Source organism: Streptomyces sp. NPDC093510, assembly GCF_040683555.1.
Lineage (GTDB): Bacteria > Actinomycetota > Actinomycetes > Streptomycetales > Streptomycetaceae > Streptomyces.
The window spans coordinates 48,710-72,400 of the sequence record NZ_JBFBEE010000010.1 but is presented as its reverse complement, the minus strand read 5'-3'; the positions used below and the strand labels follow the sequence as shown (position 1 = coordinate 72,400).

At 72.1% G+C, this 23,691-nt stretch carries 17 protein-coding genes; 9 read left to right on the top strand and 8 right to left on the bottom strand.

Features of this window, described 5'->3' with window-relative positions; genetic code table 11:
* Window positions 1-69: 69 nt before the first annotated feature.
* Window positions 70-999: a LysR substrate-binding domain-containing protein gene (locus AB0N81_RS17575; RefSeq protein WP_365359104.1), complete on the bottom strand. Its 930-nt coding sequence runs from the start codon at window positions 997-999 to the stop codon at window positions 70-72.
* A gap of 279 nt (window positions 1,000-1,278) precedes the next feature.
* Here AB0N81_RS17575 and AB0N81_RS17570 point away from each other — a divergent pair, with 279 nt between their 5' ends.
* The 5 genes from AB0N81_RS17570 to AB0N81_RS17550 all read left to right on the top strand — a co-directional run bounded on the left by AB0N81_RS17570 (window position 1,279) and on the right by AB0N81_RS17550 (window position 8,312).
* Window positions 1,279-2,580 carry a cytochrome ubiquinol oxidase subunit I gene (locus AB0N81_RS17570; protein WP_365359102.1) on the top strand — a complete coding sequence of 434 codons (1,302 nt, stop codon included), beginning with the start codon at window positions 1,279-1,281 and terminating at the stop codon, window positions 2,578-2,580.
* Between the two features lie 108 nt (window positions 2,581-2,688).
* On the top strand, window positions 2,689-3,735 hold the full coding sequence (gene cydB, locus AB0N81_RS17565) for a cytochrome d ubiquinol oxidase subunit II (protein ID WP_365359100.1): 1,047 nt from the start codon (window positions 2,689-2,691) through the stop codon (window positions 3,733-3,735).
* Window positions 3,736-3,765: 30 nt separating this feature from the next.
* Complete coding sequence (cydD, locus tag AB0N81_RS17560; RefSeq protein ID WP_365359098.1) at window positions 3,766-5,442, top strand: thiol reductant ABC exporter subunit CydD; 1,677 nt, start codon at window positions 3,766-3,768, stop codon at window positions 5,440-5,442.
* Window positions 5,439-7,163, top strand: coding sequence for a thiol reductant ABC exporter subunit CydC (gene cydC / locus AB0N81_RS17555; protein WP_365359096.1), 1,725 nt, complete (start codon window positions 5,439-5,441; stop codon window positions 7,161-7,163). The genes cydD and cydC overlap by 4 nt, the downstream gene beginning before the upstream one ends.
* 150 nt (window positions 7,164-7,313) lie before the next feature.
* Window positions 7,314-8,312, top strand: coding sequence for a TIGR03842 family LLM class F420-dependent oxidoreductase (locus tag AB0N81_RS17550; protein WP_365359094.1), 999 nt, complete (start codon window positions 7,314-7,316; stop codon window positions 8,310-8,312).
* Between the two features lie 16 nt (window positions 8,313-8,328).
* Here AB0N81_RS17550 and AB0N81_RS17545 read toward each other — a convergent pair whose 3' ends face one another.
* Window positions 8,329-9,393, bottom strand: coding sequence for a biotin/lipoate A/B protein ligase family protein (locus AB0N81_RS17545; protein ID WP_365359092.1), 1,065 nt, complete (start codon window positions 9,391-9,393; stop codon window positions 8,329-8,331).
* 210 nt (window positions 9,394-9,603) lie between these two features.
* Between AB0N81_RS17545 and AB0N81_RS17540 the strand changes: the two genes are divergently transcribed.
* Window positions 9,604-10,977, top strand: a complete 1,374-nt coding sequence (locus AB0N81_RS17540; protein ID WP_365359090.1) for a deoxyribodipyrimidine photo-lyase — start codon at window positions 9,604-9,606, stop codon at window positions 10,975-10,977.
* Between the two features lie 57 nt (window positions 10,978-11,034).
* On the opposite strand, the gene AB0N81_RS17535 is transcribed toward AB0N81_RS17540, so the two are convergent.
* Both AB0N81_RS17535 and AB0N81_RS17530 read right to left on the bottom strand, forming a co-directional pair.
* Window positions 11,035-11,715, bottom strand: a complete 681-nt coding sequence (locus AB0N81_RS17535) for an SDR family oxidoreductase (protein ID WP_365359088.1) — start codon at window positions 11,713-11,715, stop codon at window positions 11,035-11,037.
* Between the two features lies 1 nt (window position 11,716).
* A complete protein-coding gene (locus AB0N81_RS17530; RefSeq protein ID WP_365359086.1) occupies window positions 11,717-12,358 on the bottom strand; it encodes a sigma-70 family RNA polymerase sigma factor in 642 nt (213 codons plus the stop codon).
* Between the two features lie 99 nt (window positions 12,359-12,457).
* On the opposite strand from AB0N81_RS17530, the gene AB0N81_RS17525 reads away from it, so the two are divergent.
* From AB0N81_RS17525 to AB0N81_RS17515, 3 genes are all read left to right on the top strand, one after another.
* Window positions 12,458-13,444 carry a MerR family transcriptional regulator gene (locus AB0N81_RS17525; RefSeq protein ID WP_365359084.1) on the top strand — a complete coding sequence of 329 codons (987 nt, stop codon included), beginning with the start codon at window positions 12,458-12,460 and terminating at the stop codon, window positions 13,442-13,444.
* A 407-nt stretch (window positions 13,445-13,851) separates the two neighbouring features.
* Window positions 13,852-15,000 carry a hypothetical protein gene (locus AB0N81_RS17520; protein WP_365359082.1) on the top strand — a complete coding sequence of 383 codons (1,149 nt, stop codon included), beginning with the start codon at window positions 13,852-13,854 and terminating at the stop codon, window positions 14,998-15,000.
* Window positions 15,000-15,788, top strand: a complete 789-nt coding sequence (locus AB0N81_RS17515) for a hypothetical protein (protein ID WP_365359080.1) — start codon at window positions 15,000-15,002, stop codon at window positions 15,786-15,788. Before AB0N81_RS17520 ends, AB0N81_RS17515 begins: the two co-directional genes overlap by 1 nt.
* Window positions 15,789-15,828: 40 nt before the next feature.
* Here AB0N81_RS17515 and AB0N81_RS17510 read toward each other — a convergent pair whose 3' ends face one another.
* The 4 genes from AB0N81_RS17510 to AB0N81_RS17495 are packed head-to-tail and all read right to left on the bottom strand — an operon-like array spanning window position 15,829 to window position 23,651.
* Entirely contained in the window at window positions 15,829-17,202 is a 1,374-nt protein-coding gene (locus AB0N81_RS17510) for a hypothetical protein (protein WP_365359078.1), read from the bottom strand.
* A 32-nt stretch (window positions 17,203-17,234) separates the two neighbouring features.
* Complete coding sequence (locus tag AB0N81_RS17505) at window positions 17,235-17,972, bottom strand: Crp/Fnr family transcriptional regulator (protein ID WP_365359076.1); 738 nt, start codon at window positions 17,970-17,972, stop codon at window positions 17,235-17,237.
* Between the two features lie 51 nt (window positions 17,973-18,023).
* A complete protein-coding gene (locus tag AB0N81_RS17500) occupies window positions 18,024-19,919 on the bottom strand; it encodes a caspase family protein (RefSeq protein WP_365359074.1) in 1,896 nt (631 codons plus the stop codon).
* Window positions 19,920-19,976: 57 nt separating this feature from the next.
* The gene (locus AB0N81_RS17495) at window positions 19,977-23,651 is read right to left on the bottom strand and encodes a CHAT domain-containing protein (protein ID WP_365359072.1); all 3,675 of its coding nucleotides are present in this window, start codon (window positions 23,649-23,651) and stop codon (window positions 19,977-19,979) included.
* Window positions 23,652-23,691: the final 40 nt, after the last annotated feature.

Here is a 23,691-nt window from a genome sequence, read left to right as displayed (position 1 = left end):
TCAGGGCCAGGGGCAGGGTCAGTCAGGCTCGGCCAGGTCCCGTCCGGGACTCCAGGGCCGGCGTGCGCGTCAGGTTCGGCCGCCGCGGCGGCCGCGGCGCGGGTCCGGCAGGCGGTGCGTCATGAAGGGCCTGCTGGTGGTGAACTCCCGGAACTTCAGGGCCGCGTCGGAGAGGTAGGTGTCGCGGTTCCACACCAGGGTGAGCACCCGGTGGCAGTCGGGAGCGTCCAAGTGCACCCAGGCCACCGGCACTTGCGACTCCGTACCGGCCTGGCGGGAGATCGCCGGGATCAGGCCGATGCCGAGCCCCGCACTGATCATGTCCTGGCTGGCGCCCGGCTCGTCGCCCTCGCAGGACAGCAGCGGAGTGAGCCCCTCGGCCGCGAACAGCCGGCCCAGGAGGGCGCGTTGCCACTGTCCGGGCCGGGTGGTGACGAAGGGTTCGGTGGCGATCTCGCGGATCGTCACGCTGTCCTGGCCGTCGAGCCAGTGGCCGCGCGGGACGGCGAGCAGCACCTCTTCGCGGGCGAGCTCGATCGAGTCGAGGTTCGTACCGGTCAGCGGCTGCGAGGCCACGCAGAAGTCGACCTCTCTGGCCCGGAGCTGGCGGTCCATCTCCTCCGCGTTCGACTGGTAGAGCCGGACGTTGGCGCGAGGGTAGGCGGCCCGGAAGCTGCCGAGGACATGGGTGATCGTCAGGAGGGTCTCGGAGGCCACGCTGACCCGGCCGAACGCCGTGTCACGGGCGTCGCGCAGGACCCGGCGGGCGTCGTCGAGCTCGCTCAGGGCGCGGTCCACGTGGGCCAGGAACACCACGCCGTACTGGTTGAGCCGGATGCGGCGGCCCTGCCGGTCGAACAGGGGCGTGCCGAGGTCGGCCTCCAGGCGCGCGATGGTGCGGCTGAGCGAGGGCTGGGCGACGTGCAACTCCTCGGCGGCGCGGCTGATGTGCTCGAAGCGGGCTACGGCCTGGAAGTAGCGCAACTGCAGAAGATCCATGGTCCACCTTCACTTATGCCTTCCGGGCCATCCTCACATGGCAGAACCGGTCTTGGAATGCATAAGGAATTCTCTCTACGGTTCTCATCGAGGTCACCGCACAGGGGCCGGGCGACGGAGCCCGGCACCTGCACACGCGAAGCGGGGACCCCACCCCCGTCCACCGCCCCCTACCCGGCCCTGCCCTGCCCGCCTTCATGACCGGCCCAGCCGGCCCGGCCGCCCGCCCCCACTCCCACCCCCACTCCCACTCCCACCCCCCCCCAGGAAGGTCGCATCATGAGCGCTGCGGATCTGGCTCGACTCCAGTTCGCGGCCACGACCGGCATCCACTGGCTGTTCGTGATCCTCACCATGGGCCTCGTCCCCATCGTGGCGGTCATGCACACCCGGGCCGCGTTCACCCGTGATCCCGCCAAGAGAGCAGTCCGGGAGCGCATGACCCGCTTCTGGGGTCAGCTCTACGTCATCAACTACGCGGTCGGCATCGTCACCGGCCTCGTCATGGAGTTCCAGTTCGGGCTCAGCTGGAGCGGAGTGAGCAAGTTCGCGGGCAACGTCTTCGGCGCCCCGCTGGCCCTCGAAACCCTCATCGCCTTCTTCGCCGAGTCCACCTTCCTCGGCATGTGGATATTCGGCTGGGGCCGCCTGCGCAGAGGCGTGCACGTCACGCTGATCTGGCTGGTCGCCCTGACCGCGTACGCCTCCGGGTACTGGATATTGATAGCCAACGGCTTCATGCAGCACCCGGTCGGCTACGAAGTGCGCGACGGCGCCGCCTACTTGACCGACTTCGGGGCGCTGCTCACCAACTCCAGCGCCCTGGTCGCGCTCTTCCACCTCTCGCTGGGCGCCCTGACCACGGGCGGCGTCTTCGTCGCCGGCGTCAGCGCCTACCACTTCCTGCGGCGCACCGGGGAAACCGAACTATTCCGCACCTCCCTGAAGCTGGGGCTGTGGGTGTCGACGGTCGCCTCCTTCTTCGTCGTGGTCGTCGGCGAGATGCAACGGCCGGTCATCGAGCGGACCCAGCCCATGAAGCACGCGGTCCTGGAGAACAGCGGCGTCGCCGAGGCGCAGGCCCGGCTCGTCCAGGAGTACGGTCCGGGTGACTACGTGCCCTGGCAGGACACCGTGCGGATCTCGATGGACGCCATGACGCTCATCGGCAACACCGTGTCCACCATCACCTTCCTCGCCCTCGTCCTTCTCTGGAAGGACCGGCTGATGCGCTGGCGCTGGGCCTCGTGGGTCTTGGTCGCGACCGTCCCGTTCCCCTTCATCGCGTCCGTGGGCGGCTGGGTGGTCCGCGAGGTCGGACGTCAACCGTGGGTCATATACGGCGAGTTGACGGTCGACGGCGCTCTCTCCCACGTGGGGAAGACGTCACTGTTCCTGTCCTGCACCTTGTTCATCACCATCTTCGTCGCCCTGGCCGTGACGAACTGGACCCTGATCACCCGGTTCGCGCTCCGCGGCCCCGACGCCACCCAGCTCGGCCTCACCGAACCGCTGCCCGACGACCTGCCCACGGCACCCGGAGGCGGCGCCGACGAGAAGCAGCCGGTACCCGTGCTCTGAGCCGGGCGGACCCGGCACCCCCACCAAGATGAACCCCACCAAGGTGAACCCCCCCGAGACGAATCCCACGGGGATGAACTCCCGTGCTGTGAAGGAAAGTTGAGCGAGATGAGTCTGGAGACGGCCTGGCTGGCCCTCCTCGGCCTGCTGCTCGCCGGGTACTTCGTGCTCGGCGGCTACGACTACGGCGCACAGATGCTGCACCCCTTCCTCGGCCGCGACGGTCAGGAGGCCGGTCAGGAGGGTCGTCAGGAGGAGAAGCGCACCAGCAAAAACGCCGCCCTCGACGCCATCGCGCCGTTCTTCCTGGGCAACGAGGTCTGGCTGGTCGGCTTCGCCGGAGTCATGTTCGGAGCCTTCCCGCACCTGGAGGGCTCCCTCCTGACGGGCTTGTACCCGCTGATCGTCGCGATCCTCACCGGCCTGGTCGTCGGCAACGCCGCGGTCCAGTTGCGCCGCCGCGCCCACAGCGCCCGCGGCCGCCGGATGTGGGACGCCCTGATCGTGTTCGGCGGCGTCGTCCCCGCCGTGTCCTGGGGGCTCGTCGTGGGGCTGCTGCTGCACGGCGTGCCCCGCCGCGCCGACGACAGCTTCCACATCGGGCCGGGCGAGGTGTTCGCGCCGTTCGTGCTGGCCTGCGGCGCCACCGCCGTGCTGCTCTTCGCCGCGCACGGAGCGGCCTTCGTCGCACTCCGCTCAGGACCCGGACTCGCCGCGAGAGCGCGGCGTCTGGGCGCCAGGCTGCTCGCGGGTGTCGCCGTCGCGGGCACCCTCGCCCTGCTCCTCACGCTCTTCGGAGCGGGCGCCTCGATGTCCAACCGCACGACGTCGGCGGTCATCGCCGCCCTGCTCGTGGCGGCCCTCGCCACCGCCTGGTGGCACCTCGACCGCGGACACGGCGTCCCGGCGTTCGCCGCCACCTGCGCCGCGACCGCGCTGCCCGTGGTGCTCCTGGGGGCCGGGCACTATCCGTACCTCCTGATCACGCGGGCCGGCGCGGGCCTGGACATCGACCACGCCATCACCGACGACGCCACCCTGAAGATCCTGAGCGGCTTCGGGGTCCTGGTGATCCCGACGATCCTCGCCTACCAGTTCTGGAGCTGGTGGGCCTTCCGGGGGCGGACGGGCCACCGCCACCCCAGCTACTTCTGACCCCCGGAACGCAACGAGAGGGACCCCACGATGAAGCCCGTCGAACGCCGCCTGACACGGGAGATACCGGCACTGCGGCGCCATATGACGTACTCCTCGGCGCTGGCCCTCGCGGGCGCCGGGCTCATCGTCGCCCAGGCCGTCCTGCTGGCGACGGCGCTCGCTGACGGCTTCGCCGGACACGGGCCCCGCACCGGGACACTGGTCGCGCTGGGCGCCGTCATGGCGCTGCGTGCCCTCCTCGCCTGGCTCCGCGGCGTGCTCGCACAGCGGGCCGCCGCCGACGCCAAACGCACCCTGCGGGACCGGATCACCGGACAGCTGAGGCAGACGGGACCGCTGCGGCTGACGGCCCACCGGCACGGCGAGACGGCCACACTGCTCACCCGCGGACTCGACGCCCTCGACCCGTACGTCGTCGGCTACCTGCCCACCATGGCCGCCGCCGCGGTCGTACCCCTCACCGTGGTCGCCTGGGTGGGATGGACCGACTGGTCGTCGGCGCTGATCATCATCGTCACGCTGCCGCTGATCCCCGTGTTCGGCGCGCTGGTCGGCATCCACACCGCCCGGCGCACCGCCCGCCAATGGCGGCTGCTGTCCCGCCTCGGCGGCCACTTCCTCGACGTGGTGGCCGGACTGCCGACCCTGCGCGCCTTCGGCCGCGAGCGGCACCAGGCCGAAGTGGTCCACGAGATGGCGGACGCCCACCGGCGCGCCACCATGCGGACCCTGCGCCTGGCGTTCCTCTCCTCACTCGTCCTGGAAACCGTCGCCACCCTCTCCGTGGCACTGGTCGCCGTCCCCGTCGGACTACGGTTGCTGCACGGCGAGGTCGACCTGCGGACCGCCCTGGTCGTCCTGTTCCTCGCCCCCGAGGCGTATCTGCCGCTGCGCGCCATGGGCGCGGCCTTCCACGACAGCGCCGAGGGCATCGCGGTGGCCGAGCGGGTCTTCGCCGCGCTCGACGACGAGGACGCGCACCCGTCGCCCACCGACCGCCTCCCCGCCCCCGACGCCCGCACGGCCCACCTCACCCTCGACGACGTCACCGTCCACTACCCGGGCCGCGCCGAACCCGCCCTGCGCAACGTCTCCCTGACCATCGCCCCCGGGGAGCACATCGCGCTGATCGGCCCGAGCGGCGCGGGCAAGTCCACTCTGCTCTCGCTGCTCCTCGGCTTCGTCACCCCGGCCTCGGGCCGGGTCGAGGCAGGCGGCACCGACCTCGCGGGGCTCGACCTCGACGACTGGTGCACCCAGGTGGCGTGGGTGCCGCAGCGCCCGCACCTGATCGCCGGGTCCGTCGCCGAGAACATCCGCCTCGGGCGGCCCGACGCGAGCGACGCCGAGGTGCGGGAGGCGGCCCGCGCCGCGTCCGCCGACCTCTTCGTCGACGAGCTGCCCCAGTCGTACGACACCGTGCTCGGCGAACACGGCGCCGGGCTCTCCGCCGGACAGCGGCAGCGGATCGCCCTGGCCCGCGCGTTCCTCAAGGACGCCCCCGTACTGCTCCTCGACGAACCGACCGCCCACCTGGACCCCGAGAGCGAGGCCGCCGTCACACGCGCCACGGTCGGCCTCATGCGCGGCCGTACGTCCGTCGTCGTCGCCCACCGCACGAGCCTGCTGCCCCACGCCGACCGGATCATCACCGTCCGCGGGGGCACCCTCTCCCTCCCCACCGAAAGGCTGGTGGGCTCGTGACCGCGCACCCCCGCCCCACCGTCCGCCTCCTGCGCCACCTCCTGCCGTACTGGCGCAGACTGCTGCCCGCCGCCCTCGCCGCGGCCGGCAGCGAACTCGCCGCCGCCGGGCTGATGGCCACCGCGGCCTGGCTCATCACCCGCGCCGCCGAACAGCCGCCGCTCGCCGCGGTGAGCGGCGCCATCGTCGCCGTACGGGCCCTGGCCCTGGGGCGCGGCGCGCTGCGCTACATCGACCGGCTCCTCGGCCACGACGCCGTGCTGCGGGCCGTCACGGGCTTCCGCACCCGGGTGTACGAGTCGCTCGTGCCGCTCGCCCCCGCGGGCACCCCCGCCTTCCGCGGCGGCGACCTGCTGACCCGCCTCGTCGACGACGTCGACGCCGCGCAGGACCTGCTGCTGCGCGTCATGATCCCGGCCACGGCTGCCTGCGTGGTCGCCGCGACCGCCACCGGCGTCACCATGACGCTGCTGCCCCAGGCAGGCGTGCTCCTCGGGCTGCTGCTGGCCGTCGCGGGACTCCTCGTGCCCGCCCTCGTCCTCGTACTGTCCCGCCGTGCCGGACATGAGGAGAAGGCGGCCCGCGCCGAACTCGCCGCCGTCTCCGTGGACTTGACGCAGGGAGCCGCGGACCTCGCCGCGTACGGCGCCCGCGGCCGCACCCACGACCGGTCCCGCCGCGTCACCGCCCGGATCGCCCGGCTGGAGCGCCACAAGGCCCTGACCACCTCCCTCGCCCAGGCCGTCGTGCTGGCGTTGCAGGGCACGGCGACGGTCGGCGTCACCTGGCTCGCGCTGCGCGCCCACGCGGCGGGCGATCTGCCGGCCGTGTGGCTCACCGTCCTCGCGGTCCTGGCGCTCATCTCCTTCGAGGCCCTCGCGCCGCTGCCCGCCGCCGCCCGGCGCCTCGCCGAGGTCCGCGCCTCCGCACACCGCCTGGCCGGCCTCTTCGACACCCCGGCACCCGTCCCCGACCCCGTCGACCCGCAACCGCTGCCCACCGGCACACCGCTCGACGTGACCGTCACCGACCTGCGGGTGCGTCACCTCCAGGGCGGCCCCCCGGCCCTGGACGGCGCGAGCCTGCGGCTGCCGGCCGGCCACCGGGTGGTGCTCCTCGGCGCCAGCGGGTCCGGCAAGTCGACGCTGATCGCCGCCCTCATGCGGTTCGTGCCGTACGAAGCGGGCAGCATCCGCGTCGGCGGACGCGAACTGAGCGACTGCACGGGCGCCGACGCCCGCCGCGCGATCACCGGCATGACGCAGGACGCGCACGTCTTCCACGCCACCGTCCGCGCCAACCTGCTCCTGGCCGCGCCCGACGCCACCGACGCCGCCCTGCGCGACGCCGCCCGCAGGGCGCGCATCCTGGACTGGATCGAGTCGCTGCCCGACGGCTGGGAGACCGCACTCGGCGGGGACGGCGCCACGGTCTCGGGCGGCCAGCGCCAACGCCTGCTCCTGGCCCGCGCGCTGCTCGCCGACCCGCCCGTCCTCGTCCTTGACGAACCCACCGAGGGCCTCGACCCGGACACCGCCGCGGAGGTGCTCTCGGACATCCTCGACGCCACCCGCGGCCGCACCACGCTCCTGGTCACCCACGAGCGCTCGGGCATCGCCGCCGCCGACGAGATCGTGACCCTGGACCGTGGCCGGATCCGTCCCGTCACCCCGGAGGATCTCGACTCCACCGCGGACGGCGTGGCCGCCGCGGCCCTCTGAGGCGCCCCGGACGGCGGCCGGGCGGCGGCGGGACGAACCGTAGCCGGACGCGCGTCGAGTCCCTCTTGCCAAGCCCCGGCGGTGAGCCGAGGATTGTCCCTCCTCGGACGACCTTCGAGGGGTGCTCGATCCGAGTGAGGAGCGAAGGCCATGGATTTTGGACTCGTACTGCAGACCGACCCGCCCGCCTCGGAGGTCGTCGGACTCATGAGGCGCGCGGAGCGCAACGGCTTCCGCTACGGCTGGACCTTCGACTCGTCGGTCCTGTGGCAGGAGCCGTTCGTCATCTACAGCCGCATCCTCGAACACACCACGCGCCTCACCGTCGGCCCCATGGTCACCAACCCGGGCACCAGGACCTGGGAGGTCACCGCCTCCACCTTCGCGACGCTCAACGACATGTACGGCAGCCGCACCGTGTGCGGCATCGGACGCGGCGACTCCGCGATGCGCGTCGCCGGGCGCAGGCCCAACACCCTCGCCCGGCTCGGCGAGGCGATCGACGTCATCCGAGACCTCGCCGAAGGGCGCGAGGCCGACATCGGCGGGCAGACGCTGCGGCTGCCGTGGGTGCGGAACGGCAAGCTGCCGGTGTGGATGGCGGCGTACGGCCCCAAGGCGCTCGCGCTCGCCGGGCAGAAGGCCGACGGGTTCATCCTGCAACTCGCCGACCCCTATCTGACGCAGTGGATGGTCAAGGCGGTGCGGGACGCGGCCGCCGACGCGGGGCGCGACCCGGCGGACGTGAAGATCTGCGTGGCCGCGCCCGCCTACGTGGGCGACGACCTCGCGCACGCACGCGAGCAGTGCCGGTGGTTCGGCGGCATGGTCGGCAACCACGTCGCGGACCTGGTCGCCAAGTACGGCGAGCACTCCTCGATGGTGCCCGAGGCCCTCACCGCGTACATCAAGGCCCGCGAGGGCTACGACTACAGCCACCACGGGCGGACCGGGAACCCCGACACCGCCTTCGTGCCCGACGAGATCGTCGACCGGTTCTGTCTGCTCGGTCCGGTCGAGGCGCATCTTGAACGGCTGCGGGAACTGCGGGAGTTGGGCGTCGACCAGTTCGCCGTGTACGCGATGCACGACGCGCGGGAGGACGTCATCGACGCGTACGGCGCCTCGATCGTCCCGGCGCTCTCCTGAATCGCCCCGCTTTCGGCTAGGGCACGCGGGCCGTCCACTCGGCGGTCGTGAACTTGGTCCGCACGAGATCCCGGGCGCGCGCCATCTCCTCGTCGGTGACCTTCCCGTCGGTGAGGCCGTAGCGCCCGCGGAAGGAGTCGACCATGCGCTCGATGACCGCCTCGCGGGGCAGCCCCGTCTGGCGGCGCAGCGGGTCGACCCGCTTCTTTGCGCTCCGCGTGCCCTTGTCGGACAGCTTCTCCTTGCCGATGCGCAGCACTTCCAGCATCTTGTCCGCGTCGATGTCGTACGACATCGTCACGTGGTGCAGCACCGCACCCGGGCCGCCGCCGGGCGCCACCATGCGCTTCTGCGCGGCACCGGCGATCTTCCCCGCCTCCGTCGCGATGTCGTTCAGCGGCTGGTACCACGCCTTGATGCCCATGTCGGCGAGCGCGCCGAGCACCCAGTCGTCGAGGTAGGCGTAACTGTCCTGGAAGGACAGCCCCTGCACGAGGGCGTCCGGCACGGACAGGGAGTACGTGATGGTGTTGCCGGGCTCCACGAACATCGCCCCGCCGCCGGAGATCCGGCGTACGACGTCGATGCCGTGCCGGGCCGCGCCTTCCGCGTCGACCTCGTTGGCCAGCGACTGGAAGCTGCCGATGATCACCGAAGGCGAGGCCCACTCCCACACGCGCAGCGTCGGCGGGCGCCGGCCCGCCGCCACCTCCTGCGTCAGCACCTCGTCGAGGGCCATGTGCAGCGCGGGCGGCTGCGGCCCCTCGTGGATCAGCTGCCAGTCGTAGTCGGTCCAGTCCGTCGCGTGCGCCAGGGCGCGGCGGACCGCGACCCCGACACCCTCCGACGTCAGGCCGTACATGACCGTGCCCTGCGGCAGCGCGGCGTCGATACGGGCGGCGAGACCCCGCGCGTCCGTGTCGGCGGGGGCGCCGTCCAGCGCGCCGTTGATCGCGTCGAGTGCCTCGTCGGGTTCCAGGAAGAAGTCGCCAGCCACGCGCGTGTTCCGCAGCTCGCCGCCCTCGACGTCCAGATCCACCACGACGAGCTTGCCGCCGGGGACCTTGTACTCACCGTGCACCGTGCTTCCTCCATGCCCTGTCATGCCCTGTTCCGAATCGTCCCCCAACGCTAGCCCAGCGCGGGAATGTCCCGTTGTGTGCGCCGTGCGGGGGACCGCCCACCGGACGGCGCATCCCCGCACGCCGGACCGGCCGAAGGAGAGGAGGAAGGTTCCGGCAGTGCGATCTGCCGGCGCAGGCACCCGGCCCGGCCCCCTGGAGTACGCACCATGCACAACTCGGTCGTCCTGTTCACCTCCGACCTGCGGGTGCACGACCATCCGCCGCTGCGCGCCGCCGTCACGGGCGCGGACGCCGTGGTGCCGCTCTTCGTCCTCGACCGGACCATCGCGGGCCTCGGCGCCGCGGGACCCAACAGGGAGGCGTTCCTCGCCGACTGCCTGGCCGACCTCGACCGGCGGCTGCGGGACCGCGGCGGCCGGCTCGTCGTGCGCGCCGGCGACCCCGTCGAGCAGGTGCGGTCCGTCGTCGAGGCCGCGGACGCCGACGAGGTCCACATGGCGGCCGGCGTCAGCCGGTACGCGCACGCCCGCGAACGGCGGCTGCGCGAGGCGCTGGAACGCGACGGCACACGCTTGTACGTCCACGACGCCGTGGTCACCGCGGTCGCCCCCGGCACCGTGACCCCCGCCAGCCGCGACCACTTCGCCGTCTTCACCCCCTACTTCCGCCGCTGGTCCGCGCAGGGCGTGCGGGCCGTCCTCGCCGCCCCGCGCACCGTGCGCGTCCCGGACCACATCCGCTCCCGGCCCTGCCCCGCCCGCGACGACATGGACGGCCTCTCGCCGGGACTCGCCGAGGGCGGCGAGAGCGTCGGCCGCGCCCTGTGGAAGGCCTGGCTGCGCGACGGCATCGACCGGTACACGGAGACCCACGACGACCTGGCGGCCGACGACACGTCGAAGCTCTCGCCGCATCTGCACTTCGGCACGCTGTCCAGCGCCGAACTCGTCCACGCCGCCCGCCGCCGGGCGTCGAAGGGCGCCGAGGACTTCGTCAGACAGCTGTGCTGGCGCGACTTCCACCACCAGGTGCTCGCCGCCCGACAGGACGCGGCCACCGTCGACTACCGCACGCGCGGCGACCGCTGGCGCTCGGAGGAGGCGGCGCGGGACGACATCCGCGCCTGGCAGGAAGGGCGTACGGGCTACCCGATCGTCGACGCCGCCATGCGCCAGCTGCGGCACGAGGGATGGATGCACAACCGCGGCAGACTCCTGACCGCGAGCTTCCTGGCCAAGACGCTCTACGTCGACTGGCGGGTGGGCGCCCGCCACTTCCGGCACCTCCTCGTCGACGGCGACCTCGCCAACAACCAGCTCAACTGGCAGTGGGTGGCCGGGACCGGCACGGACAGCCGGCCCAACCGGGTCCTCAACCCCGTGACCCAGGGCAAGCGCTACGACCCCGACGGCACCTACGTACGCCGCTGGGTGCCCGAGCTCGGCGAGCTGCGGGGCGCGGCCGTCCACGAGCCCTGGAAACTGCCGGAACAGGAGCGGGAGCGCTACGACTACCCCGAGCCGCTCGTCGAACTGGCCGACGGACTCAGCCGGTTCAAGGAGGCACGCGGCATCGCGTGACGGACGGCAGGGGAGGAGCAGTCGGGGAGGGGCGGGCCGGGGTCATGCCACAGGCTCTCAGGCCGCGGCGATGCTCTCCATCAGGGAGAGCGCCGCCTCCAGCGCGTCGGCCCCGGGCGGCAGCGGGGGCGGGCTCCCGGTGACGGGACGTTCGGCGAAACCGGTGTCCAGGTGCGGGGAGCGGATGTCGAGGACCGCGACGGACCGCGGCACGAGCTCCTCGGAGAGCACACCGAGCCAGCCGCTCAGCGCCGCCTTGGCGGCGGTGTAGTCGGCGGTGCCCGGAACGTAGGGGGTCCAGTGGTCCGTACGCGTCCAGGGTGTCGTCATCCCTCCGGTGACCGCGAGCAGGAACCCCTTGTCGGCCACCACCGGCGCCGCGCCCCGCAGCACGGCCATGGGGCACAGCGCGTTCACCGTCAGCAGATGCCCGGCCACCGCGTTCGACACCTCCTCGACGGCGCCGAAACCCGCGGCCCCCACCGTCACGAGCACCCCCTCCAGCCCCGAGAGCGCCCGCCCCGCCCACGGCCCGAGCGCGGAACACTGGTCCAGATCGCAGGCCTCGAAGGTACGGGCGGGGACCCCGCCGAGGTCTTGTGCGAGCGCGGACAGACGCACCGGACTGCGCCCGGCCAGCGCCACCCGGGCGCCGCGCTCCACCAGGGCGCGGGCGGTGAGTCCGCCGAGGACGCCGGTGGCCCCGACCACCAGGACGCGGGCACCCGAGATCTCCATGTCAGCCTCCAAACGGTGTCGTACGAAAGGGTCTTGTGCGGGGGGAGGGTGGCGGCCCGTTGGGTCCGAGGCAGTCCCGCAGGGCACGCAGCCCGCGCCGCGTGTGGCTCTTGACCGTGCCGAGCGGCAGGCCGGTCCGCTCCGAGATCTGGGCCTGCGTGAGGTCCGCGTAGAACGCCAGCCGCAGCACCAACCGCTGTGCGGCGGGTAGGTTCGCGAGCTCCCGCTGGACGACCACCCGGTCCAGGACCTGCTCGGGGCAGGGGCCGCCCGCGCGGGCCGTCTCCTGCCGGGCACCCACAGCCGCCGTCAGCACGGCACGCCTGTTCCTCGCGGCGAGCGCGTCGGCGACCTTGTGCCGCGTGATGCCCACCAGCCAGCCGCCGAGACCGCCCGCGCCGGGCCGGTACCCGAGCCGGCCGCGCCAGGCGGCGAGGAACACCTGCTGCGTCACGTCCTCGGCGTCCGGTCCTTCGCCCAGCGCGCGGCCCGCCAGCCGGTGGACGAGCTGCCCCCAGCGGCGGTAGGCCGCCGCGAGACAGAGTGCGTCACCGGCGGCGAAGCCCGCCGCGAGCTGCTCGTCCCCGAGCAGGTCCTCGGGGTGCGGGAAGCCGTCGGAGATCCTGGGGTCGGCCGTCACCATGATGCGTACTCCTCGTGCAGGGACCGGAGTTGGCCCCAGACTGATGACAGTCCGTGAGAGACGACAACTTGCAGCGATTGTGCGTCGTATCGTCGCGGGATGGGAGCTGCACAGCGGCCGGGCCACGCCCGGCGGAGCGAAACGGACGCCGCGCTGACCACGGGAAGCGTCGCCCGCAGACTGGGCGTCGCACCGACCACGCTGCGCTCCTGGGAACGGCGTTACGGCATCGGGCCCGCCCGCCGCGAGGAGGGCCGCCACCGCCGCTGGACCACCGTCGACGTGGGGCGGATGGAGGAGATGTGCCGGCTGACCGCGCTCGGCGTGCCGCCGGCCGAGGCCGCGCGCGCGGCGCTGGAGGCGACCGGCGCCGACGCCCCGCGCTCGCGGAACGGCGGCGGCCGGGGTGGCCGACGCGCCCTCTCGCTGCCCCTCGGCAACGTCCGTCAGGAGTGCCGGGGCCTCGCCAGGGCGGCGGTGCGGCTCGACGCGCCCGCCGTCGAGTCACAGCTGCGGGTCACCCTGGGCGAGTACGGGTTCACCACGGGATGGGAGGAGGTCATGGCGCCCGCCCTGCACGCCGTCGGCCGCAAGTGGGCCTCGTCCGGCGAGCGGTACGTGGAGGTCGAGCATCTGCTCTCGTGGCACGTGTCCTCCGCCCTGCGGCGCGTCGCGGACGCTCCGGAGGACGCGTCGAGGCCGGTCGCCCCGGTGGTGCTGGCCTGCGTTCCCGGGGAGCAGCACACCCTTCCGCTGGAGGCTCTCACCGCCGTTCTGGGTGAACGGGGCGTGCCCACGCGGATGTTCGGCGCCGCGCTCCCCGCCGAGGCGCTGTACGAGGCGGTCCGGCGCATCGGGCCTTCGGCCGTGGTGCTCTGGGCACACTCGCGGAACAGCGCCGACCGCGCGCTGGTGCGCCTCGTCGCCGAGACGGAGTGGGGCGTCCGGGGCGCCAGGACGCACTCCGCGGTGCTCGTCGCCGGGCCGGGCTGGTCACCGCGGGCGGGGACGTACGCGCCGGGGGTGGAACGACTCACCGGCCTGCGGACGGCGGCCGACCGCATCGAGTCGCTCTTCGCCGCCTGAGCGGCCCGGCCCACACCCGAGCCCGCGCTGTACCGGGAGCGGAGGGGTGAGCACCGGAAGCGGAGTCGCGACCCCCCGGGACCAACCATGAGTTTCCCGAAGCCAAGAGCTGCATCCGCCAGAACAGCAGTCGCGTACGGCAGATCGGCCGTCATACACGCGCCACATCGCTACCGAGTGACTGGGGGGGGACCGCTGGCTCCAGGAGCCCCCCGGTGCCGGCGAGAACGTCTGTCGAGACCGGCTGAGGGCATTGCCTGCTCGATGCCTATTCCCCGGGATTCCGCACCACCACCGAATCTGTTGGCCCCGGCCGGTCTCTACTGATGCTTCACGGGGGAGGGGAGGCCGCCCGCCGGGTGCCTCCCCCACTTCCCTCGCAGAGGTCAGCGAGGAGTTCAGCTGCGATGTCATCCATACCCGTCACTGTTCTGGGACCGCAGGGTTCCGGGAAAACGGTCTACCTGGCCAGTCTGTTCCGGCGCCTCGCGCTTCAGCGGGACGACGTGGGGTTCTTCGTTCAACTCCCGCCGCACGAGGCGACGAAGCTGAACCAGATCTACTCCCAGATCGTCAGCCCGGACGGCTGGCCCGACCCCAATCTTCTTTCGCACACGTCGGAATGGAAGTTCACGTGCTCGATCCGGACCGAACAGGGCGAGGTGTACAGCCCCTTCACCCTCGACTACCTGGACTTCGCAGGTGATCACCTGACCAACGCGGCGGCGACCGCGACCGAGTACGGGGCGGCCGTCTGGCAGCGGGTGGAGGAGTCCGAGTTCCTGCTGGTCCTGTTGGACGGGCTGAAGGTGATGCGGTACCTGGATGGCGACAACCGGCTGATCGATGAGTTGATGCCCGTGTTCGGCGCCATTGGCGCGAGCCGGGCCGTGGCTCACTTCCTCGTCACCAAGTGGGACCTGTTGGAGGCGGAGGGCTACTCCGTGCGCGCCGTCCTGGATCGGCTGCTGGAGAACCCGGACTTCCATGATTTCTACGTCAACCGCCTGCGCCGAACGGACGGCGGTGCGCTGCGCTTCATCCCCGTGAGTTCTCTGGGCAGGGGTTTCGCCACGCTTGGCCCCGACGGGCAGACGATGGTGAAGCAGGGCCGCTTCCCGCAGCCGTTGAATGTCGAAGTGCCGTTCATGGCCGTCCTCGTGGACCTGTTCACCCGCGAGCTCAATCGGACGAGTGAGCTGCAGGGCACTGTCGAGGAGGACCCGCGGAAGACGGAGCTGTGGCCCCGGCTGTTCGGGATGGCGGCGAAGAAGCTCCCGGCACTGCGCAGCATCCTGACGGCCTACGTCAACAGTTCGCCTGCTCTCGCCGCCGTCCAGGAGACGCTGATGGATGCCTTCGACGCGTTCGTGACGGAGCGCAACCGGAGGTTCGAAGAGAAGGCGGCGGAGGACAGCGGGCAGTTGCGCGCACGGATGCTCAAGGCACAGTCGCGACAGGAGGCGATGAACACCATGATCACGCTGTTCGATTCGGTCCTCGCGGAGTTCGAGGCGGCCAATCCGGGAACGCTCGTCCTGCGGGAGGCGTTGTGATGTCCAACATCGACCCCACGGGCCCGCCGATGGGCCCCCGCTCCGGTAGTGGCACCGTGTGGCCCTTCGCGATCACCCGCTCCGTCGATACGGGGTTCCATGTAGTGGTGGCCCCCGACTTCCTGGTCGACTGCGACCTGCACCACCTGCTGTCGGACGTGGTCGCGGGGGAGGCGGCCAAGGGCACCGCCTACCTCAGGGAGTACCTGGACCGGGGCGAAAGGGGGTTGTGGGTGCTCTATCGGGTCGGCCACCTGCGTGGTGCCGACCTCGGCCTGGACACCGAGTACGCCCTGCACGGGAGCCGCAGGACCCCGCTGGTGGAGGGCATCGTCTGCAGCGGGCGCCCGCACCCGCCCACCGACGATCTCTTCGACTGGATCCATGCGATCTGTGCCGACCCCGTCAAGGCCTTCTTCGACGCTGATTCCGACACTCATCCGGTGCGTTCCAGTGAGGGCGCCGAGCCGCCGACTACCGGGACTGCCCTGCGGGTTGTCGAGGAGAACGTCTACCGCTCGGAGAGGAACCTCCAGGTGGCCCTCACGGGCCGCCGCCCACTGCCCCCCCGCTCTTCGCCCACGGACGCTCCTTCCGTACGCACCGACGGCCGCGAAAGCGCTGCGGATACTCGGTCGGTTCCTGCTGGTCACGGGGGAGTGTGCGCTCGCTGCTGCGGAGTCGATCGATGCGCGCAGCGCATCCGGCGGGCGCGCCACGTCGCCCTCGCCTCCACGGTCGTCGCCCTCGGGCTCGGCCTTGCCCTGATGGTCGTCCTGCTGCGCTGAGTCATGAGGGCCGGTGAATCCGTGCCGGGTCCGTGGCGGTTCAGGCGCCGGGGCCCAGCCGGATCCAGGCGGTCGCGGAGAAGCCCTTGGCCGCGTTGCGCACGTCGACGCGGTGGAATCCGTCGGGTGACAGGCCGGCGTACCCGTGAGCAACCAGATCCTGATACAGGCTGTTGGAGAAGGCGACCGCGAGGACAGCCGACGCGTCCGATGCCAGGGCCTGCCGCAGTTGATCGCAGTCCAGTACGCGGAAGAGCTCGACCACGGCAGAGCCTGCCCACCCGCTGTCGGCCTCGTGGACGATGCCCTGGTGCAGGCTCGCCCGCATACGCAGCGGCCGAGTCGTGCGGTCCCCGGCGCTCTTGGGCCCTCCTTCTCGCAGGCTGTCGTCGGGGGGTGCCTCAGGGTGGGGGCCGTTGGCCGAGGAGAGGCCGGCGGCCAGTCCCACAAGCAGGTCGGGTACCACCCGTGTCTCGTCGACGCCGGAGGCGAGGACCAGGAGGTAGCCGTCGCCCTGGGCCTGGCGGCCGCACGTCTCCCACCGCACCCCCGCGCGTGTGCAGGCGACGCGCAGGGTGCGCAGCAGTACGCGTTGCAGCCGGATCATGTCAGCATTGTCGCGGGCACTGTACTTCTCGATGTCCACCGCGAGGCACAGCCTGCGCAGTCCGGGTGGCAGGCCCTCGTCTGTCGCGGCGTCCCTCGTCGCCCGTTCCGCACTGCCGGTGTCATGGTCCCCGTACGGTGGCAGGGCCCACATGCCGGGGAGGATGCCGTGGCCGGCGAGAGGCCCGGTGGTGGTCCAGGCGTCTTCGACCGACAGCCGGAACAACACGTCCTGCGGCAGCCGCGCCGGGGTACGTGGCCACACGCCGAACAGCTTCGGGCGTTCGATTACCGTGCTCAGCCTGATCCGTCCCGTCACCTCCGCGGCGCCGGGCGGCAGTTGTACGAGGGTTTGTGCCCAGCGGCCGTCGGGGCGCAGCGCGCCGGAGCCGCCGGAGGCGCGGAAGACCCAGCGGAGCCTGCTGCCGCCGAGGCCGAACGCCGTCACGTCGACGTCGTGCCCGGCGGACGGGGCGGCTGGGCCGCCCGGTGCCGGGGCGGAGGCCGGGTGCAGGGCCAGAGCCCGCAGGCCGTCGTCGAGGAGGACGGTGAGTTGCGCCTCGTGGTAGCGGCGTCCGTCGGGGAGTTCTTCCAGGTCGAAGGGGAAGCACAGGAGCAGTTCGCGAGGGCTGTGACCACTGCCGCCCGGCGGGGGCAGGGCGTACACGAGCGGGTGCCCCAGCTGGGCGCCGCAGACCCGTTCGGCGGTGGGCGCGGGGCCCTCGCCCCGGGGCACCAGGGCGTTCTCGTCGAAGAGGTCGACGGCGGCGAGTACGTCGTCCGGAACGTTTGTGGTCCACCGGTCCATGCGTGCCTCCTGTCGATGCGTACCGGACTGGCTCACCCGGGCTTGTGGGGCGGCTCGGTGGCCTCCCGCAGCCCGTCCAGCGAGCGCACCGTCACCCGCCGGTACCCGACGTCGATCACCTGCTGTGCCGCGAGTGCGCCGAGCACTTCGTGGACGCTGCGCTCGCGCGCGCCGACCAGTCCGGCGAGCTCGGCCTGGGTGAGTCCGGGGATGCTCAGCGCGCCGTCGTCGCGCTGCTGCCCGTAGTCCTCGGCCAGGTCGGCAAGGACCCGGGCGACCCGGGTGGCCACGGGGCAGCTGCTGAAGTCGCTGCGCCGCCGCAGTGACCACCGGTTCTTGCGGACCAGGGTCCGGCTGACCGCGAGGGCAACCGCTGGATGGCCGTCCAGGTGGCGCAGGAAGACTTGTTGGGAGAGCCGCCGGGCCCGTACTGGGCTTGCGGCGGTCACTGTGGCGGAGCGCGGCTGGTTGTCGAACGCGGCGAACTCGCCTACGAGGTCGCCGCCGAGCCGCACTGCGAGCAGGGCTGTCTCACCGCCCGGTTCCACGGTTGTCACCTTGGTGACGCCCGTGAGGAGCAGCAGCACGAAGGTTTCGGTGTGGCCCTCGGCCAGCAGGATCTCGTGCGGAGCGTAGGAACGCGGAGTGCCCGCCGCGAGCAGGGCTGCTGTTGCTGAGTTCGTGGCCGATCCCGCGGCGAGGTCCGCCAGGAAGGTGCCGTGCGGCCACGGTGTGGCAGGTAAGGGGTGCCGCGTGCTTGCGCCCGCCATGGCCGTACCTCCCGCACTGCCGCCCGACAGTGGAATGGTACGTCCGGTGTTTCATGAACGCGCCTTGTTCGTAGGCGGAGTGGGGTGCATTAGGGCGTGCGTGGTCAGCACCCGGTAGCGCAACTCGCGGTCCCGCTCCGGCTCCTGGTCGCGGCGGTGGTCCAGGGCGCCCTCCCATACCTCGTCGAGGAGGTGCCGCAGGGGGTGCCCCGGATCGTGACGCGCCAGCTCGCGGGCACCGCGTGAGATGAGTGGGGTGAAGTCCACCGGCCGGTTCCCGAGGAGTAGGTGCACGGTTTCGGGGCGCGGTCCATGCTTCGGGACGTCCTGCGGCCAGAACACGCGCACCGGACCCAGCCGCACGGTGCTGCCGTGCTCTGAGCCTTGGGGGAGTAACCGCACGCCGCTGGGCTGATCGTTGGTGATCAGGTCAGTCCGGCCGCTGAGGCCTACGCCGACGATCCAGGCGTACAGGACCTGGTCGCTGAGATTGGTCACGGTGAGGCGGTAGCGGTCGTCCGGGTACAGGGCTGCGCTCCCGGCCGACAGCGGCTCCCAGCCGCCGCCGGCGGCGGGCAGGAGATCAGTGTGCAACTCGACAGGCGCCTGGAGGCTCTCGTCGTTCGGTGGGTTTCTGAGCTTGCGCAGCCGGTCGCCCCGGGCCAGTGTCTCCAGCAGCTCGGCGACGGCCCGCTCGCCGCCAGTGGCTGCCGTTTGCGGGCTGCGTGCGGCGAGTCCGTCGGCGAGCCGGACCTCGATTCCGCCCTGTTGTGCCGGCAGTACCGTCGCGAAGGGGTGATAGGCGGTGTCCGCGAGGCCGAGACGCGGGGAGGAGGTCACGAGTTCGCGCAGTGCCGCCGCGAACTCCCGGGGCAGCGTGGCGTCGAGGTGCACCAGACGCCGGTCGTGCAGCAGCACCGGGACGGCGTGTGCGCCGGGCGGCAGTTCTGTTGTGGTCAGTTCGGCCCGCTCGGGCGCCACGTTCAGCAGGGCGTCCGCGCCGTCGAGCGCGCGGACCTCGCCGCGCACGGTGAGGGTGAGGTCCGCCTGCGCCTCCCCGCCCGGCGCCGGGGCGGGGGTGTCGTCGGGGAACACCAGATGCAGGACGTCGCCCGTGTTCAGTCCGAGTAGCTGTCCGCCGGGGATCCGGAAGCGCTCGTTCACGCGCTCCAGCGGCAGCAGCTCCGGTTGGCGCGGCACGTCGAGCGAGAATGGAAGCCTTCCCGACTCGCCGCCCGCGTCGGGCCATTGGTCCGAGACCTGCTTCACTCGATCCCGTACGCGCCGCACCAGCGCAGTCCAGGGCAGAGCGCCGGTGCGGGGGTCTTGCAGCAGGGCGGCCAAGGCGTCCGTGAACAACCCCTGTGTGCGACCACCGCGCGGTGACGGCCGCTCGAACGCGTAGCCGCCCTGTTGACTGGCCGTCAGCCGTACCAGGTCCGGTACGAGTCCGTGGCCCGCGCCACCGATCCGAGAAGCGCGCTCCCGCGCCGCCTCGGGCGGGGTCCCGTGCAGGGCAAGGGACTTGAGACGTAGCTGGTCGGGGCCGCGCACCAGGGCGCCGGCGTGGCAGCAGTCCAGCACACAGGTGACGTTGCGGACAGTTGGGGTGAGGCGGCGGAACATCTCGGTGAGCTCCGCACCGAGCAGGCCGCGGAAGTCGTCCGGTGTGCTCTCCTCGAGGTCGACGGGCACCAGATACTGCAGACCGTCAACAAGTGCGCCGTGTCCTGAGTAGTACACGACGATCGCGTCGCCGTCCCGGGCGTCCCGGCACAACTGCTCCAGGGCGTCGACCATGCCGTGGTAGGTGGCGTCCTTCCCCGTACACACGGTGATGCCGTCGAAGCCGCGTGCGGCGAGGACGTCCTGCATCAGTTCGATGTCGTTGTCCACGCCCCGCAAACCGTGGGTCGTTGCACCGATCAGTACGGCACGCCGGGTCATTTCGCCTCCAGTGGCACTGGTATTGACAGATGAGGGTCGGCGGGTTGGGTGACAGTTCTAGATGCCGACGTAGATGAACGGCGCCCAGTGGCGTGGTTCTCGGTCGGTGGCGGTGGGGGAGAGGAGTGTTTCGCTGTCGCGGATGGCGGGTGCCGATTCCGGCGCATCGGCCGCTTCCGCCAACCGGCCGTACAAGTCCTTGCGTTCGGCCCCACTCATGGCCCGTATGTCCTGCTGGGCGCCGTGCAGGGCCGTCGGTACGTCCGCCGCTGTTTCGTCGACCAGCCGCTCGTACATCCGGTTCATCACGAGGCAGCCGGTGGAGTCACCCACTGGCCACAGGGACACGACGGCTCCCTGCGCTCCGGTGATCATTGCCACCCGGGTCAGACCCAGGACGTCCCCACCTGCGGTGGCGGTGCCCCGGCCGGAGTTGCAGGCCGACAGTACGAGCAGCCGGGGCGCCCGCGCGCATTCGATGAGGTCGGCCATCTCCAGGCTGTCCGTACCGGCCAGGGCGAGCCTGCCGCGGCTAGGTGAGAGGTCGTCGACCAGGCCATGGGTGGCCAGGTGGAGGACGTCGCACTTCGGGGCGGTCGTTATTACCCGCTCGTGGGTGGCGCCCGTGCTGACCAGGAGCTCCGCGCCGGGCAGCAGCCGGGCGATCGAGGCGGCCTCGACGCCCGTGCCCGGAAGGGGCAGGAGCCCGGTCTCGGGAGACAGAGCGGGGGCCCCAACGAGCAGAGCTCGGGCATTGCGCCACGGCGCTTGTGGCCGTCGGGTCCGGGTCAGCAGGGAGGCAGCCGGAAGGTAGGAGACGACATGCCGGGTGCCGAGGACGTCGTCGTCCCAGGGCAGCACATGGAACGGCAGCAGCGACAGGCGTGAGGAGGGCACCACCACGACCCGTCGGTGCTTGGCGAGTGCGTCGGCAAAGGGCTTCAGCAGCCACTCGGCCAGTGCCTGCGCCGCCGCCGGTCCGCCGCTGTCCCCATTCGCGCACCCCGCGTGGAACCGGCGTGCCGCCGCGGTCACTTTCCCCGCCCAGCGGTGCCGCCGTTCGGCCCGCACCCCGTCCCGGGACACCGCCCAGCCCACCAGGTCCTCGTCGAAGACGTGGTAAGCGAGCAACAGGGTGTCCGGCGGCAGCGCGGCGGCGATCGCCGCCGCGCCCGGGAGCTTACCGCCGCGCACGGCGGTCAGGGCCGTCGGTGTGAGCCGCCGTACGGTGGCCTCCGCGGCGTCCAGTTCCGCCTCGGCCACCGTGATTCGCGCCAGCCGGCCTCCCGCTTGCGCACCGGGGCCGGCTCTCTGGCCCGATGCGGTCCGCACGGTGCCGGGCTGTTGACCCGAACCGTTGCGTGGCGCCGCCCGGACCCGCTCCGATGCTGGGTGCGACGCGAGGTCCGGCAGGCCGAGCGGGCGAACCTCGGGGTCTGCGCCCTCCCGCCGGATTTCCACCAGTTCCTCCTCGAACCGAGCAGACCACCGGATCCCGGCCGACAGCCAGGCGCGTACGGCGGTCTGCGACCCGGGGAAGCCCGTGGCGGAGTCGAGGGCGCGCACCGCGTCGAGGAAGCCGGAACGGCCGCGTTCCGCCCAGTCGAACGCGGCCTCGGCCGGTAGGCCCGTGCAGGACTCTTCGGGCAGCTGGGAGAGAACCGCGCAGTGGTAGAGCATGGCGACCACGGGGGAGTCGGCGGATGCGGAACGCAGGGCATCGCGGGCGAGCCTGGCCCGGTGCTCCTCATAGGCCTGCACGGCCTGCCTGGCGTATGCGTAGGCCGCGTCGAGGTCGCCGAGCTGGAGCTGCAACTCGGCGTGCAGGCCGGGGAGTTCCCATGGAGTGGAGGGGGCGGGGCCGCGACGGCCGATGGCCCGGGCCGACTCGGCAGCCTTCGCGGGCTCGTTGAGCCGCAGCCACAACGACGCTGACTGCAGGGACGTCGTGCGTTCGGCATCGCCGTCGTCGAGTCGTCGTGCACGCGCGCGGGCCTCCTCTGCGCGGCGGAGTTCGATCAGGGCCGCGTAGGCGCCGTAAGTGTTGCCGAGCCGATCCGCCTCTGCGAGAGCCAGACTGGCGTGCTGGTCGGCCTCGTCGGGGAGCCCGGCGGCGCGGTCGCGACGGGCGCTGTGCAGAGCCGTCCACAAGGGCAGCTCCGTGCGGTCGGCAGCCAGCAGCTTCAGCACTCCGGTCACCTGCGCGTCCCTGGCCGGAAGCCCGCGTGCGGCCTTCAGGGCTCGCTCGAGACGGACGCCCGACGCCGCGAGCAGCCCTGGGTCGCCCAGGGCAAGGGCGTGGTGATGGAAGAGCTGGGCGCAGGACACGACACCGAGCAGGTCTCCGAAGCACTCCGCGGCGGGACGTCCTTGTATGCGGGTGCCGAGGCCGGCCATCCGGACGTCGGTGAACACCAGCGCGGCCTGCCGGTGTCCGGCCGACCGGTACAACTCAGCCCAGGCATCGGCACGTTCGGGGATCTCCACCTCGTCCGAGAGGCGGTCCGCGAACAGCAGGGCGCCCCGGCCCCGTACGAGGTCCCCCGTGCCGAGCCACGAGGAGGAATGCTCCAACGCGATCAAGCGCAGCCCCCGTACCCAGGAGCCGCTGCCCACCGTGTTGCCCCAGGCCCGAATAGCATCCGCCTCTGCCGGGTCGGCCGTGGCCCCGCGTGCTACGGCCTCCAGTGCGACCTGCGTCCGTACGAGCGCGACGCAGGCACCGTCGCCGGCGGCCAGTGCCAAGTCCAAGGCCCGGGCGAGCGAGGTGCGGCACTCCCTGGTTCGGCCGTGGAGGCGGGCCGCGTGCGCAAGGCGCAGGGCCGCCGCGGCCTGTCCGCGCCCAGATCCGGCCCGGCGATAGGCGGCCTCGGCGCGGATGAAGTGCTCGGCCGCGGCCTCAGGGTCGGCCGTCGTCCGGTCCGGAGTCGGCAAGGCCCGTTCCGCAGCATTCGGCGATCCAAGAAGCCAGTCCCCGGCGAGGAGTTCGGCGAAGCCCTCGCACGAAGGGTCGCCCGCGACCGAATCGGTGGCGGCCCGATGCAGGGCCCGGGCGCGCAGTTCCCGTGCTCGATCCGGATCGGCGGCCCGTGCGCACAGGTCCGCTGCAAGCAGCATGTGGTAGGCAGACGCCGCGGCGCTCCCGCCAGCGGTGTCAAAGTACCGCAGCACCAGCGTGATCTCCGGGCCCAGGTCCCTCCGCACCCACGGCTCGTCCATCCCGTGCACCAGGGCCTCGCGCTGGGCGATCTGTGTGCTCGCCAGGTGTCCCAGCGTCGTCCGCGTGCTGATCAGGGCGGGCAGCGTTTGACCGGCCAACTGGGCGCACCGGCGCAGCCATGAGTCACCGGCGGCGGCAATGGCTGCCTCCAAGCCTATCGCCGCGGAAGCCAGCACGACGGATACCTCGGGCGGCAGGAACGAGGCCCCTGGGACCGGCTGCCAACTGTGCTCCAGATGGAGGGCGGCCACGCGTAGTGCTCGGGCCACGACGTGGTGGTCGTGCGGCATCGCGTCGAAGTTGAGCGGGCCCTCCAGCACGGAGAGTGCCCGCTTGCTCTCACCGGCCGCGAGCGCGGCCGCGACCTCGCACCATCGGTGTGCCAGGGCCTCGGCGTTGGAGACGCTCTCCAGGGCGGGCCCGGTCGCCATCTCGTCCTCGACGCCTGTCCCGGCAGCACTCGGATCCGCGCCGCGTTGCTCGGTCATCAGTAGATCCGTGAGTCGTTCCATGTCGTTCCCCCTCGAATCGCGACAGAGTTACGCGCCTGCC